General features: G+C 44.1%; 13 protein-coding genes. 4 read left to right on the forward strand and 9 right to left on the reverse strand.

What is annotated here, in order from left to right:
• Positions 1–151 precede the first annotated feature (151 nt).
• Positions 152–505: a hypothetical protein gene (locus tag OCV20_RS18475; protein ID WP_017060510.1), complete on the forward strand. Its 354-nt coding sequence runs from the start codon at positions 152–154 to the stop codon at positions 503–505.
• 218 nt (positions 506–723) lie between these two features.
• Here the strand turns inward: OCV20_RS18475 and OCV20_RS18480 are convergent, their stop codons facing one another.
• The 5 genes from OCV20_RS18480 to OCV20_RS18500 form a co-directional block, all read right to left on the reverse strand.
• Positions 724–1620, reverse strand: a complete 897-nt coding sequence (locus OCV20_RS18480; protein ID WP_048612578.1) for a sigma-70 family RNA polymerase sigma factor — start codon at positions 1618–1620, stop codon at positions 724–726.
• Between the two features lie 412 nt (positions 1621–2032).
• Positions 2033–2365, reverse strand: a complete 333-nt coding sequence (locus OCV20_RS18485; protein ID WP_048660260.1) for an Hpt domain-containing protein — start codon at positions 2363–2365, stop codon at positions 2033–2035.
• Positions 2359–3948 carry a response regulator gene (locus OCV20_RS18490; protein ID WP_086773910.1) on the reverse strand — a complete coding sequence of 530 codons (1590 nt, stop codon included), beginning with the start codon at positions 3946–3948 and terminating at the stop codon, positions 2359–2361. Before OCV20_RS18490 ends, OCV20_RS18485 begins: the two co-directional genes overlap by 7 nt.
• Positions 3949–4224: 276 nt before the next feature.
• Positions 4225–5775, reverse strand: a complete 1551-nt coding sequence (locus OCV20_RS18495) for a DHA2 family efflux MFS transporter permease subunit (protein ID WP_086773909.1) — start codon at positions 5773–5775, stop codon at positions 4225–4227.
• Between the two features lie 3 nt (positions 5776–5778).
• Entirely contained in the window at positions 5779–6843 is a 1065-nt protein-coding gene (locus OCV20_RS18500; RefSeq protein ID WP_086773908.1) for an HlyD family secretion protein, read from the reverse strand.
• A gap of 128 nt (positions 6844–6971) precedes the next feature.
• Here OCV20_RS18500 and OCV20_RS18505 point away from each other — a divergent pair, with 128 nt between their 5' ends.
• Positions 6972–7874 carry a LysR family transcriptional regulator gene (locus OCV20_RS18505; protein ID WP_050650481.1) on the forward strand — a complete coding sequence of 301 codons (903 nt, stop codon included), beginning with the start codon at positions 6972–6974 and terminating at the stop codon, positions 7872–7874.
• Positions 7875–7942: 68 nt separating this feature from the next.
• Here OCV20_RS18505 and OCV20_RS18510 read toward each other — a convergent pair whose 3' ends face one another.
• The 4 genes from OCV20_RS18510 to OCV20_RS18525 all read right to left on the reverse strand — a co-directional run bounded on the left by OCV20_RS18510 (position 7943) and on the right by OCV20_RS18525 (position 13271).
• Positions 7943–10321, reverse strand: a complete 2379-nt coding sequence (locus OCV20_RS18510) for a glycoside hydrolase (RefSeq protein ID WP_086773907.1) — start codon at positions 10319–10321, stop codon at positions 7943–7945.
• Positions 10322–10424: 103 nt separating this feature from the next.
• Complete coding sequence (locus OCV20_RS18515) at positions 10425–11237, reverse strand: DUF2861 family protein (RefSeq protein ID WP_086773906.1); 813 nt, start codon at positions 11235–11237, stop codon at positions 10425–10427.
• Positions 11237–11884 (reverse strand): response regulator transcription factor, encoded by a 648-nt coding sequence (locus OCV20_RS18520; protein ID WP_048615300.1) that lies wholly within the window; start codon positions 11882–11884, stop codon positions 11237–11239. Before OCV20_RS18520 ends, OCV20_RS18515 begins: the two co-directional genes overlap by 1 nt.
• Positions 11862–13271, reverse strand: a complete 1410-nt coding sequence (locus OCV20_RS18525; protein WP_086773905.1) for an ATP-binding protein — start codon at positions 13269–13271, stop codon at positions 11862–11864. Before OCV20_RS18525 ends, OCV20_RS18520 begins: the two co-directional genes overlap by 23 nt.
• Before the next feature lie 243 nt (positions 13272–13514).
• Here OCV20_RS18525 and OCV20_RS18530 point away from each other — a divergent pair, with 243 nt between their 5' ends.
• Together OCV20_RS18530 and OCV20_RS18535 are read left to right on the forward strand one after the other, a co-directional pair.
• Positions 13515–14048, forward strand: coding sequence for a YbhB/YbcL family Raf kinase inhibitor-like protein (locus tag OCV20_RS18530; RefSeq protein ID WP_086773904.1), 534 nt, complete (start codon positions 13515–13517; stop codon positions 14046–14048).
• An 89-nt stretch (positions 14049–14137) separates the two neighbouring features.
• Entirely contained in the window at positions 14138–14935 is a 798-nt protein-coding gene (locus OCV20_RS18535) for a helix-turn-helix transcriptional regulator (RefSeq protein WP_086773903.1), read from the forward strand.
• The last annotated feature ends 13 nt before the right edge of the window (positions 14936–14948 follow it).

Genomic DNA, 14948 nt, shown 5'->3' on the forward strand with positions numbered 1-14948 from the left:
AGCGTAAAGTTGCCCTCATTAAAGCCATGTAGAGTTATTGATACATGGCTTTTTTAATTTACTTTTTTGTTGTTTGTTTCGCTAAATAAACTTGAGAACAGGTAAATATGTCCTTAATTATTAGAAGGGTCAGTTAGACAGGAGGGGCGACATGTATCGTTATGTCAGTTCACCGCAAGCGTCGAAGTACATAGTGCCACCACCTCAACATCGTGAGTTGTCGAGTGTGGATGTGCCTGAGTCCGAATTGGAGATGCGAGAAATATTGAATAATTGGTTTGCTGATGGTTTAGCGCCCATTATTGAAAGTGACGATGACTACATCTCTGCGAGCGACCATGTTCGATTTGAAAAGCTTAGCCGCACCGTTGGGATGTTGTTGAGAAACAAAGATTATTATTTTGCGGCCAAACGGATTTTATCAGTGTGGGAACAAGATTGTCTTGAAACCACTTATATCAATTATCTCATTTTGCGCAGTGAGCGAGTCACTTCTCTAAGGTAAGTTAATGCTTTGGCACTTGCCATTAGCTATTAGCGACTTAGGGTTCGTGTGCTTACCATCTTTTTCTCTAGCGAATCAGGTAAACAATACAGGCAAACAAAAAGGGCAAGCTTTGAGGCTCACCCTTAAGGTTCTTTCTTTTACTTAACGTTACTTGTTACTTACGTTGCTGTTTTGGCTTAACGTTATTTTCAACTGATTCTAAACTGAGTTGCAACTTACACCCAACCATCAAACTTGAGTCGTTTTTGAATCCTCTCGACCGCTTCTTTCTGCATTTGTCTAACACGTTCATTAGAAACATTTACATCCAACATTTGCCCGACCTCAGACAGCGTTTTCACGTTGTTATCAAAGAAACCAAAACGGTGGATGAGCACCTTTTGTAATTTTGGAGGAAGTGTATGGATGATTTGTTCTAGAGCTTGGGTAAAGGATTGATCTTCACAATCTTGTTGAGGGTCGGGGATATATTCACTTTCGCATTGATCAAGCACCATAGGAGCATGGCTAGTTCCAACCGTTGTCGTCACGTCAATAAACCCACTTAACGCCACCAGTTGATCGACGCGTTCGGCCTTAACACCTGAACTGTCTGATAACTCAGAAATTGAAACCTCTTTACTCATTTTTTTGCTTACATCGAGCTTTTTTGAGGCGAGGCTGTTTATTTCTTTACACACGTGGGCTGGCAATCGAACGGTTCGACCCGTGTTCATCAGTGCGGCTTCAATGTTTTCGCGTATCCACCAGACAGCGTAGGTTGAAAAACGATAACCTGGTTCTGGATCGTATTTGTCGATGGCTTTAATTAAGCCAATGTTGCCTTCCTCGATCAGGTCGAGCAGGGTGAAATTATTGCCTTTACGCTTTAGGTAACTCTTTGCGATTTTCACAACAAGGCGCAGGTTTGATTCGATCATAACATCACGCGCTTTTTTATCACCCGCGCGATTCAATTTTGCGTAATACACTTCATCTTCACGCGACAGCAGATCAATGCCAACAATATCCTTTAGATAATGAGCATAAGGGTCTGCACTGGTAGAAAATGATTCGGTAATGGGTGTTTCATCCGTGAGCCCCTGAAACGCAGCAAAACTATCGTTGTTCATTTCCTTGTCCTTATCTAGCCGACTGAACGTTTTATTTTATTATTATGCCACCAAGTGATTAACGCTTGGTTTCATTAGAGTGTAGATAACAGTTTCTTCTTTACCAATAAATAAAATGCAATTTCGTATGTTTATGTCACAAAAAGATCTACAAATATTTAACTATTTTGCATCTCATCCAGTGTGTTGGTTTTTCATTTAAAACATCAAGATGGCTAGTTTATAAAGCATGTGTTATGCATTGGTTTATCTAGATAAATGACGTGAATTTATAGGTGTGGGTTAGATCTATAATTGAGAGGGGATATGATGAAAAAAATGGTAAGAGTCGAGGTTCAATGTTTCCAAGTACCTCAACTCTTTTAGCTGTATCGGCTATTAAGTATCGCCACGCACGTCTTAATTCTATCGACTAATAAGTGCTAAGAACCTCATCAATTTGTTGATTAATGATCTTCATTTCGCTGTAGATAACGGAAAGATCATCAGCTTGCGGAGCAAGCTTATTAAGTGTGTTTTGTTCTACTCTTTCCAATGCAACTGTGGCCGTTTCTTCACCAAAGCTGGCTAGAATGCCTTTTAAGGTGTGCACCGTAAAATGAAGCTTTCCCCAATCTTGTTGTTGAACCAACTCTTCGATTTCTTGTAGCGAATTGCCATGGTCTTCTTGATATGTAGACAAAACGGCGTAAATGACTTCTCTGTCGTTATCTAAATAGGCGTTTAAAGCATCAAAGTCTAGCATGTGGACTCCTGTCGGCTGCATGTTGAAAATGGGCTAGGCGGCTTAGTGGAAAAACCATACCGTGATGAATCACTAATCCATTGATTCCATTTTGGAGGAAGTTCTAATTGTAAGATTTCTTCTAAATAGTCGTCGCTAAGTTTCTCATCTATATGAGCTTTATGGACGGCATATATATAGTCAAGTTTGGCGGCAACTGAATATGGGTAACTGTGAATGTAGTCCTTTAATTCCTGGATCGACCCAAAGTTTTCAATGTTTATACACGTTGAAGGATCGACATTTTTGGACTCAAGTTTGTGACTTACTGCTTCTCCCCGAGATTTTAGACATTCCACTGATAAGTGATAAAGAGAGTACTCACCAAAGTGGACGAGCAGTGGTAATAGTTGAGCGAGCAAGTAAGTCGGTTGGCTGTGGAAATTATTAGCTAACAGGGTCGAAGCTCTAATCACTTTTTTGTGGGCAACCTGAGGGCTATTTTCGATGAGCAATATGCTGCTCTGAAATAGGGCAAGGCTGGCCAAAACTTGCTGCTGTTGTTTTACCGGAAGTTTCAGGTTTACCAACTCGGTGAATTGGTTGGCGTGCTCAAGCAAAATACGCTTGTACTTTAGCTGCGTCTCGCGCTGATACGTTGCTTTTAACGAATTAAAGTGCGCACCAATGGAATGGATGACATCGATGTCAGCAGCTGAAATGTGGGTAGCATACATTTCACCTAACTTTATGATCATATGTGTGTTATCTGCGTTCTCAGCTAAGTCGATGGCCCTGATTGCACGATGGCTGATACTCGGTGTCATCTCAAATGCACGAATCGCCAATTTGAGAGCAGGCAGCAGCATTTTGTGTTTTTCATAGATACAGCTTAAGCAATCAATAACGCTTAATGAGAGTGGCTGCGCTATCAGAAAATTGTGGAGCTTATCTATGGCTAAATTTGGCTTGCCTAAGCTGTCGAGAATCAGCGCCTCAGCCACCAATTTGGTTGGGTGCATGTTGGTTTTCGAGTTGTTAATGACGCTAGAGAGTAACTGCCATTTCTTACCTGCAATTAAATGTTCAATCAATGTCGCTTCGAACTGAACGCTAGTACCATTAGGGGAGATCGCCAAAGCTTGAGCTAATCTCTCTTGACTGGTGATGGGATACAAATCATTCAGTTGGGTGAGTTTCTTTGAAACAGACACAGCACTTTGGATCTTTTTACCCAACGTTTGAGTATTAATCGGTTTAGAAACGAAGTGGTGTGCTTCACCTGAAAGGGCGGTTAATACTGTTTCCTGACGCATATCCCCAGAGAGCAAGATTGTTGCCACAGTATGGTCTATCAGGCGATTTCGATACAGAATCCCCAGCAGCTCAAAGCCAGTAAAAGACTGTTCTAAGTGGTAATCGATGAGGAGTACATGAAAAGAGTGCGTCTCGACCGCTTTAATGGCTTGTCGATAGTCGGTCGCAATAAAGATGCAATCATGTGAAATGCCCAAGCTCGAGAGTTGCTGCTTTATAAGAATAGTTGCACTCTTGGAGTCGTCGACAATTAAAACTCGTAGGTCAGGTGGTAAGGTCAAATCCATTTTCCTCAATACCAAATGTTATTTTTAATCTAGGTGTCAAGTTGCACATTGTCAAGGTGCCCATATCACATACAAACACTCAATAAACTATTGGTAATTAAAACATTTATGAAATCCTTCAAACGGAGGTTACTTTTACCTGATTTTTGTGGGGTTATACGTGTTTTAGAAATAAAAAAGAGGCAAGCCGATAAGCTCACCTCTCTGTTTTATTGTTCGAGTTTTTATTCGAAATGTTGTTCTTTGCTTGAAGCTTTATTTACCGAAACTCCAGCGCTAATCACGCATGTTTAGAATCAACACCGCGGCTAGGGCCAAGAACGCCGTCATCATTAAGAACACATCGTTGTAAGCCATGATGGCAGCGTCACGTTGCATTGTGCCGAGCAAGCTTGCTTGCGCTTGTTGCATCGCAGTTGCCGCATCACTTCCTGACTGAATAAAAAACGCTTGTTGTTGCTGAAGCGTCTGCCAACCAAGTTGACTCACGGAAGGTAAAGATTCCTTGATGTGTGCTAAGTGCTCTCTGGTTTTGTTATCCAATAGCGTAGCGATAATCGCGATGCTGAAAGCACCACCTAAGTTTCGCATCACGTTGGTTAACGTTGATGCATCTGGCGTATCCATTTTACTGATGTTTTTCATTGCAACCAAAGACAGCGGAACCATGATAAACGGACTACCAATAGCACGCAGAACCATGGATAAAATCAGTTGTTGTCCGCCAAAATCGATTGTCATGTGTGTATTTACGTAACAACTTAATCCGAACATCGCGAAGCCAAAGGTAACCAAGTACTTAGGCTTAATGATCTGTGTTAGCTTAGGCACAATTGGGAATATCAGAAGCTGTGGGAAACCCATCCACATTAATACTTCACCAATTTCCATCGCGTTATATTGCTGAATTTGAGTGAGATACATCGGCAGAACATAGATAGAACCAAGCAATGCCATCCCTAGGATCAAATAGGCGATACAGGACATCGCAAACTGCCCATCCCGCAATAGCCGCAGGTTAACCAATGGCTTCTTGTGTTGAAGCTCGTTTATCACGAAGTAAACCAGACTCACAGCAGAGACGATACTCAAGCCAACAATAAAGCTCGAACTGAACCACTCTTCACGGTTACCTTCTTCTAACACCACTTCCAAACAACCTAGCCCTAATGCCATGGTGGCGATACCAAACCAATCGGCTTTTTTCAGCGTGCCAAGGTCGAGCTTTTCATCGTCCAAGCCATATCGGATCATGGTGATCACAAGCAAAGCTGGCGGAATATTGATGTAGAAAATATAGTGCCACGAGAAGTTCTCCGTCAGCCAGCCACCAAAAGTAGGGCCAATCGATGGAGCAAAGGTCGCGGTTACACCAAACAGTGCCATACCCACAGCGCGCTTGTTGACCGGCAATAACTGAATCACTAGCGAGAAAGCAAGCGGGATTAAAGCACCACCACTGAAGCCTTGCATCGCGCGGAATACAATCATCGAGGTCATGTTCCAAGAGAACGAACACAACAAAGATGAAATGGTGAAGATGGCCGTTGTCCACGTGATATAACGGCGTTTACCGAGCGCTTTAGAAAGCCAACCACTGAGTGGGATAGCGATCATCTCTGCCACTAGGTAAGACGTAGAGATGCACGAGCTTTCATCTAAGGTGGCTGATAGCGCACCTTGAATATCTTTGAGAGACGAGTTGGTAATCTGAATATCCAAGATCGCCATAAACGCGCCGATTAAGCCGCCAAATAGGGCGATCCAATGGCGTCTCGAAACCTCGTCACCATCATTAGTTTGGGTGACAACACCAGCGTTACTCATGGTCTAGCCTCGTTTATCGATGGTCGCTACCACAGACAAACCAGGAAGCAGTCGACCTTTCAACTCTTGCTGATCTGGAATCGTAATTTTCACTGGTACACGTTGAACGATTTTAGTGAAGTTACCGGTCGCGTTTTCTGGTGGTAAGAGCGCAAACTTAGCGCCAGTCGCAGGGGAGAAACTGTCTACCACGCCTTCAAGTGGCTGACCCGGAAAGGCATCTAATTCGACTTCAACCGTTTGGCCTTTGTGAATACCGCTTAGCTGTGTCTCTTTAAAGTTGGCTTCAATCCACACTTGGTTGTTTGGTACCAAGCTCATCAGTGGTGCACCTGCTTGAATCAACAAGCCTTCACGTACGCTACGTTTACCAATCACGCCATCTGCTGGCGCGTAAACTTTGGTGTAATTAAGGTTAAGCTGTGCTTGATCTCTCTGGGCTTGCGCTTCGGTCACGGATGCGTTTGCTTGCTCAATCTCACTAGCGATAACGGTTAATTGGTCATTGGTTGCAACGAGGTTTGCTTTTGCTTCTTCTAAGTCTGCCTGAGTTACTTTTTGTTGTGCAACCATGCTGTCGACTTCATCTTGAGACGCGTAGTTACGTTTTAGTAAGCTACGAGAACGTACCACTTGTTGAATCGCGCGTTCGTATTCAGCTTGTGCAGAATCAACGCGGCTCTCTGCTTGATTAATTTTGCTACGTTGTAACGTTTGTTGTGCCACTAGATTTTTGACGTCTGATTGCACGACGCTTAAATGGGCGTTTGCTTGAGCGAGTGCTGATTGGTAATCACGGTCATCGATTTGAACCAGCAAATCACCTTCTTTAACCGATTGGTTATCACTCACGTAAGACTTAACAATATAGCCAGACACCTTAGGGCTAATATTCGTGATGTCGCCTTGTAGGTAGGCATTGTCGGTAGATTCAAAGTACTGGCCATAGCCGTACCAGTATCCAGCGCCGGCTAAACCCAATGACAGCATGATCGCAGTAGCAATAAGCGGAGCTTTTTTACGTTTTTTTGTGCTTACTGTTTGCGAAGCGTTGTTGTTCTCTGTCATTTTTTATTTCTCATTTTGTTTTTATTTAGATGTAACGAATTGTAAATGAATTCGATTGATTGATAAGATAGGAAAAAAGGGAAACACTGTTGCAAAAATCTAACTAATGGCGCTTTGGGAGAAGTACGATGGACTTAAATGCTGTGACTGTTTTTACACAAGTTGTTGATTGTGGGAGTTTCACGCACGCAGCTGAAGCATTGAACATGACCAAGTCGACCGTCAGCCGAAAGCTAGATGAGCTGGAACAGCACCTAGGTGTGAGGTTGATCACTCGTTCGACACGAAGTTTAGTCTTAACGCCAGAGGGTGAGCGCTTTTATCAGTCGAGCATGCAGATGCAAGAGATCATGAACCAAGCTGAGCTAGAGGTTTCTGCCAATCAGGATTTGATCCGAGGGCAGTTGAATGTTGTGTTGCCTGTCGAATTGGGGCATCAAGTATTAGCCAAATACATCCACAGCTTCCTAAAAGAGCACCCAAACGTGACTTTGAACTTAGAACTGTCGAATCGAGAAGTCGATATCATTGCGGAAGGGATCGATCTTTACGCACAAATTGGTGAGCTAGTGGACTCGAGTTTGGTTTCTCGCTACCTCACAACATCAAAGCGTGTATTGGCAGCCAGTCCTGAGTATTTAGAACAGTTCGATGAAATCTCTTCGCCCAATGATCTTAAACCGCCATTCAGAATGATTGAGGTGGTGAACAAGGCGGCGCGTTTACCCAAGTGGCATTTACAATTAGAAGGCGGAGAGTCGATTTTGATCGATCTGCCGTGTCAGTTGCGGGTGAATACCATCACGGCATGTCTAACAGCGTGTGTGGATGGGCTCGGCTTGGCAGTGCTTCCTGAATTCATTTGTCGGGAACACTTCAAGACAGGTAAGCTGATTCGTTTGTTACCTGAATATGAGATGCCGGAAGTTTCAGTAAGCCTAGTGTATGCAGACAGGCAGTTGATGCCGAAACGTAAGAAGGTCTTTATCGACTATCTACTGACTGCCTTTCAAAATAGGAAGCAAAAGTAACGGGGTAAACCTTAGCGGTTAAGTGCTTAGGCTTCCTATTATTCGTTATTGTCTAAACCGTATCGAAGCTAACTATGATCGGGCTGCCAGTCGACGACTTGCCCATTCGCCAATATAGCTTTGATCGATAGGCCAGCAATATCGATACCGTTGTGACGAAATGCCTTGCTGGAGAAGTTGGCAATGATCTTACTCCCGTCACTGAACTCGGTTTGTTGAACATCGCCGTTCTTATCTAACCAGTCGAAATCGACTAACTGTTTATCCCATAACTGTTCGTGCATCGGTTCAAAGCCGTCTTGATAGTGTTTGAGTGCTTTGATTCTCGGGCTTGAACTTGATAAAGCTTCATCCCTGGTCAAGTGAACCATCGCTGGCGTGTTGTACAGCATGGCGGTTAAATCACGTTCTGCTCGTACATTAGTGAACTTGAGGCTGTCTGAATGCCAATGGTGCGTATTAATTACTTCATCATGGAAAACGGCTTGGTAAAGTGGAATTCGATATTGTGGCGAAAACAGTAGCGACTTATAGGGCTCTTTAACCTCGGCCGGCGTAAAGAAGAAGTCAGGCTTGTGGTCTGGGTACCAACGGCCTAAGTAATAGGGAGACTGACGGTTTTCTTTCATGTCTTTATCTGTCCAACCAAAACCAACCGTTTCTAAGCCGTGTGCAAACGCGATGCCTTTTGTTGTTAGGCTGTTGCCGTCTTCAGATCCTAATACTAACGATGGTTGCTCGCTAAGCCACTGCATTCGGTTGTTGAAGGCAGAAAGCATGTCTGATTCGTTTGTATTGCCATTGCCATTGCCATTGCCATTACTGTTGCTATGACTGTCTATAGAGCCGCTGTAATCTTCACGTGCCATGGCGGTTGCATCAACATCTAAGAACAAGCTGTTGAAGTTACCGAATCTCATAATGTCTTGAGCACGCTGTTTTACGTATTCTAAATAGCAGTTCGGATTTAGATAGAATCCGTTACCTCGAAACCCTTTTTTTAGGCTGCCATCTGCCATTTCAATGGCACAACCCTGACGCATCGGCTCTGGTAATTGAGCGGTTAGCCAGTTGTCATTGAGCTTCGCAGGAATGGCTGTGTTGTAGGAATCGTAAGTACCGACCAGATATCCGGACTGTTTTGCCATAGCCACGGCGTTAGGTTGATAGAATGCTGGCGTCCAATTGTCTAATCCAAGCCACAGTTTGTTTAAACCTGCCTTATTTAGATTAGCGACCATGTCTGAAGACAATGCTTGCCCCCATGTGTCTGGCGAGTTTAGGTAAGGGGAAGCGTGCTCTAGCAACCAGTTCTTCTTATCCTGGGCTGCTTTGTATTGCGCTTTAATCGTGTTGTTTTCGAGTGTCGGGTTACCAACAGGATATAACACCTGCAATGACTGGCTAATAGAGTCTAACAATAGTTGTTTGTGGTACTGACTGAACCAATATTTGCCCTTGGAGAGTGATGACAGCTCTCTTTTCGCTTCCCCAGAAACGCCGAGTTTAGACCTCTCTAGATACCATGTTGTCAATCCCCACCAGTCGCTCACATCTTGGATGCTTAATGGATCTTTACCAAACAAATAAATGTGGCTCGCGGCGATCAACTTACTCACATCTGGATTGCGCTTTTGCTTTGCTACAAGTGTTTCAGACTGGTCATTATTGATGCGCCAATCTCGGTATTGTTTGGCACCATCTAACCACGAGTCTCCGAGGGTGATACGAACAATAAAAGGCTGTGACTGATTGAGCATCGTAAATTGGTGTGATGCCTTCATATCAATTTTGGTATTTGTATTTGAGGAAGCATTAGAGGATGCATCTGAAAAGAGCAGTTGATTGTTGGTTGCATTAACCATTTGATAGCTAATGAAATGATTGTTTTGCTGTACTGTCCAAAAAGGCATCTTCAAGTCTTGAGTAGTGTTACTTCCAGAATGGTTGCCGACGAGATAACTTGCCCAAAGCTTGTTGTCAGTAGGCACGCGCATACCTTCACTAAACGGAAGAAATAGTGTCTGAGTTTGTTGTTCGGCAAGATCAAACCACGCCAACTCGATGGGATCGTGTCGCTTCACCTGAATATTTGAAGGCAAGCTGAACTGAAAAGTGAGCTGGTCTTGGTTAAGCTCTGCCTCAACGTTTATCCCACTGGGTACTAAGGTCCAAGTGGCGATTTTTGCTGAGTCAGCTTTATCGGCAAAGCCAATAACCAGATTGGTCGCTTTCTGTGGTTGGTTATCAACGGTGAGAGCAGCGCTGTTAACGCTTAAGCCGTTCCAATCTATCTCTAGAGTATTCGATGATATAGAGACGGTATTGCTGCTATTACTGGTGAGCGTTATTTGGCTCGCTTGTGCATTGGATGAAAACAGACAAGCAGTTGTTAAAGCCAGAATGGCACAATTAGAAAGATTGAGTGGGTGACGTACGCTAAGCATATTTAGATTCCGTAAAGGGTAAGTACGGTTATTACACCTAAGTAGCGCTAGTGCTTTGTCACCTATATGTCTCTATTTTCTGTTTGGCTTTAGTGGTATTCCATTAGAAAGGCACGGCGACGCGCTGCACATATTGGACTTCAATTGCGCCTTGGTATTCAAACATTTCAACCGAAGCACTCAAGTGCTTGGCTTTAGTTCCAAGTGGACTTTCTGTGGGTACGGGTGCTTGTACTGTTTTGATTGGCACTTTGTAACCCAGCAGGTGGTAGTCTTCATCAAACCATTGCCAACTCACATTAGCGTCAGGGCAGTTGTCGACCACCTTTGGAGGCGAGAGCACGATATGTGGTTCGCTGAGTTTACTTTCGAGTGTCAGCCATCGATTACTGTCATTTAAAGCGACAATAATAGGGTAGTGATTTGAACCTATCTTTAGTTGATAAACACCAGATTCGGGTTTGATGAACATTTCATTGGTTTCAATCTCTTGATACTCATTATTGGAAGCGAGTTGCCCATCAAGAAGGACTTTGCCTTTGGGCGATACCAAAGAAAGAGTTTGGGTTTCTAAGCCTTTGTTGAGTTGCTCGGCAGAGACTTTGATTTGATAACCGTGCGACGACAGGCCATAGCGTCGAATGAAGCTGACTTGGATGTGGTGTTTCGGCTCTGCACTTTGTTTTAGTGAGGTTCCACATTGAGTCTGGCTCAATATCTCTTGTTTGACTGGCAGCCAAAGCTCACTATCGAGTGTTTGTTGATCGAGTGCGATTTGCAGCTCTTGCCACGCAACTTGAGGCTGCTCATCAAGCAGCGATTGATAGGTGTGCTGCAATGGCGTGTCAGTAAACCATGCCGCATGACTTGCGAACGGCAAGGTGCAGAGCAGTGCGACTAACGAAGTAACTTTCATTATGATTCCCCGGCCAAGCGGTAACCAACGCCGCGATGTGTTTCTATATTCAATGTTGGCAGTTTCTGGCGTAAGCGCAGTATGTGATTATCAATAGTTCGGGTACTTGGAAAGGCCTGATAACCCCAAATCTTATTGAGTAATTCATCTCGGTGAAACACTCGGCTTTGGTTCTGAACAAACAGTACCAATAGCTGAAACTCCTTAGGTTTCAACGTGACAGGGCTTTCATCCAGATAAGCGATCCGTTCCGACAAGTTGATTTGGATATTTGCGTAAGTTAAGAGGCTCACACCTAACGGACGCAGCTGGGTAATGACTCGAGCGAGCAATTCGTCGTTCGAAAATGGCTTAGTCACGTAATCTTTGGCACCCGCCATTAAACCTTCAACACGTTGTTGAACTTCTACTTTAGCGGTCAGCACAATTACAGGAAGCGCTTTGAGGAGTAACCAGTTTGGAAGGTGTTGCAAGCTGTCACCGTCTTCGAGCTGTCGATCCAGTATCACAAGATCGGCTCGAAACCATTGCTTACTGGCACTCTCTGAATCCTTCGCCCAAAGGCATTGGTAACCATTGGATTCAAAGAAGCTGACGAGGCCTTGTCCAAGCAGTTGGTCGTCTTCAATCAGCAGTAGGGTGTTCATAAGCAATTTCCAAAATACATCGGGTGGGGTTACGAAGAATAATGAGGCGGCCATTCGCTTGCTTCATCAAGTGCTCGACAATAGTCAAGCCAATGCCCATGTTATCCAGTTTGCGCGTTTCACTTGGCGTGACACGAGACATGAGTCGTTGTATCGGCGAAGGGAAGTGCCCCTCGTCTTGTACCTCAATCGTCAGCTTGTCTCCGAGTTCGACCTTTACCAACACCTTACCTTTACCGTGTTGTTTGGCATTCTTGATTAGATTATCCAAGCAGATGGTTAGCCAGTAATAGGGAAGGTTCAGTTCAACTTCACGCGCTTCACATTGATAAGAAATATTGTGCTTTTCACATACATGATCAAGCCACTCTTCTAATGATGCGTTTTGCTTTAACAAAGGCTCTGACTGATCCGAACTTAGGTACACTTTGCTGTTTTCGGTGAGTTGAGAGAGCCTTTGATAGTCAGAGATTAAACGCCAAACCGCACTTTGAGTTTCATCAGTAAAGTCATCGTAGCGATTTCTGAACATCTCGACGGTTAGACCTAGGCTAGTAATGGGCGTGCGCAGTTCATGAGTAAGAAGCTGTAAAACGAACTGCCTCTCTTTTCGTTGTTTTGTTCTTAGGTATAAGACTCTAGCGAGGCCGGAAAGCAACGTTAACAGTAATGAAAATATCAAGGTTTTCATGATCAGGTTGTCATTGCTAGGCTCGCTTAAGCACACGTTGCTGTAACGAAAAGTACAGGTTTCACCTGCCAAAGATACCTCTTGTTGCTCTGCGATAGGTTGCCAAACATCTAAGGGAATGGCTTTCCAGCCTTGTTCGCCACTTAACCAAAGCACATCATCTTGTTGCCAAGCGCGGTATCCATTGAGCAGAGCTTCTCTGCCTTGAGCGGTTAGCGATTCTAGCTTGGTATGTAAAGGGTGCTGAGGGTTGGTAATACTCAAAAATGGGCGTATCTGCTCGCTTACGTCTGGGTAAGCTGCTAAATAACGATCAGCAAAGCTACCACCGGCAGGGTGTCTTTTGGAATGTGCTGCAAACCAAATAGAATCCAATGCTTGTTGCTGACACAGAGCGAGCTCGAACTCGATGGCGTCATGTAATGAAGGGTTATTGCTTTCAATCGCTTGGCAGTGATCTTGTATTGACGCTAACGCTGCGATGTCGTCCCAAGTGAATTGGTTAAAATCAGGATAGCGGCTACGTTCATGGAGCAGAACTTTCGGATATTGAGCTAACTCTTGTTGAGATACTAAGATTGGGGATGATTGCCAGCTCAGTTGATACAGGGTTTGCCACTTATCTTGCAAACTTTGGGCATTGGCTAGAGTTGGGAGCCAAAAGATCAAGCAAAGAGCCAATGTAAACCTGCGCATCCAATCATTCTCGTTAAAAGTCGTGGGGCGAGTCTAAAGAGTTTTGGGCGCGATTTGTAACCTGAATGTCAACAAGTGTTCCTTTAACAACAAATTGTCGAGTGGGTCATGCTTTTAAATAATAAAGTAAAAATACAGTAAGTATCACTTGTTTGAAATAAATTAGATAATTGTGTACTTACTGTCATTATTGGGCGGGTTGAGGGGACTATACTGGGCTCATCCCTAATAAGAGGAACCATTATGAAACTCATCATCAAATCAGTATTGGCAATCAGTATTTTGGCTGCAGGCTCTGCTCAGGCGTTCGAATTAACCAGCAACGATATTCAAGAAGGTCACCCAATGGCGAAGACTTTTGAATACTCAAGTTGGGGTTGTGACGGCGAGAACCTATCACCACAATTGATGTGGAAAGATGCACCAGCAGGTACCAAAAGCTTTGCTATCACAGCTTATGATCCAGATGCACCGACTGAAAGTGGCTTCTGGCATTGGGTTGCGTTTGATATCCCTGCAAATGTGAACGAGCTACCTCGCGGTGTCGACATCTCTAAAGTCGGTGGCAAAGAAGGTCGCATTGATTACGGTACAGTTGGCTACGGTGGTGTTTGTCCTCCAGAAAAAGATGGCATGCACCGTTACCAGTTCACGGTTTGGGCATTACCAAAGGATAAGCTCAACCTAGACGAAAACACGCCATCGGCTGTGGTTGGATTCACGTTGAACAGCATGGCTTTAGACAAAGCGAAACTGACGGCAACTTATACACGTTAATAGCTTATGTACGTTAAAAGCTTATACACGTACATAATAAGCAAATAAGCAAATAAGCAAATAAGCAAATAAGCAACTAAGGGGATGAGATGAATCATCAATATCAAGTGACGATCTTTCGTGCAGAGCAGTTACAAAAACTGCGCAATGTGAGGATTCTATCCCCTAGTGTCATTCAGATCATTTCAGGCAGTAAGCGCCTGTTTTGGAAAGATTCAGCGGCAGAGCTCTCACATTCTGAGCTGCTGTTGTGTGAGGCATCAGCTTCACTAAGTTTTGAGAACATGCCCCACAAAGGGCGTTTCTTGTCGCGAGTATTCAGCTTCCAATTCCAACCTTCTCAGGCGATGCTTGATTTAAGTGAGGAACGCTCGAATGATCTGGGACTGCCTACAGTTAAAGCGGATCGAAACTTACAAGACTCACTCAATGCTCTGTTCTCGTTTGATACACCGAGCATGAGCAAAGAGACTCAACAGTATTGGTTGCAGGGCTTGTACCAGCAATTGGCCGAAAAAGGGGTGTTGCATCGACTGTTTGCCAGTGCCAACGTCTCGTTTAGCCAAAAGCTTAGCCATTATCTTTCACATTCACCAGATGAGAAGCATCCATTAGAGTCGGTGGCGGAGCGTTTTGCGATGAGCCGAGCCACGCTGATCCGAAAGCTCAAACTGGAAGGTATGCAATATCGTGAGGTATTAGCTGAAGTTCGCTTGAGTCACGCGCTTTATCTGATGCAAAACGGACAGCAGAATGTGGCGATGTTGGCTCAGTCTTGCGGTTACCAATCGGAAGGGCGTTTTAGTCAGCGCTTTAAAGGCAAATTTGGTTTGTCGCCAAGTGAATACATCAAGACCGTCGTCAGCCATAGAGTCGCGAGCAAATAAAGTCGCGACGCAA

The organism is Vibrio coralliirubri (assembly GCF_024347375.1).
GTDB classification, from domain to species: Bacteria; Pseudomonadota; Gammaproteobacteria; order Enterobacterales; family Vibrionaceae; genus Vibrio; species Vibrio coralliirubri.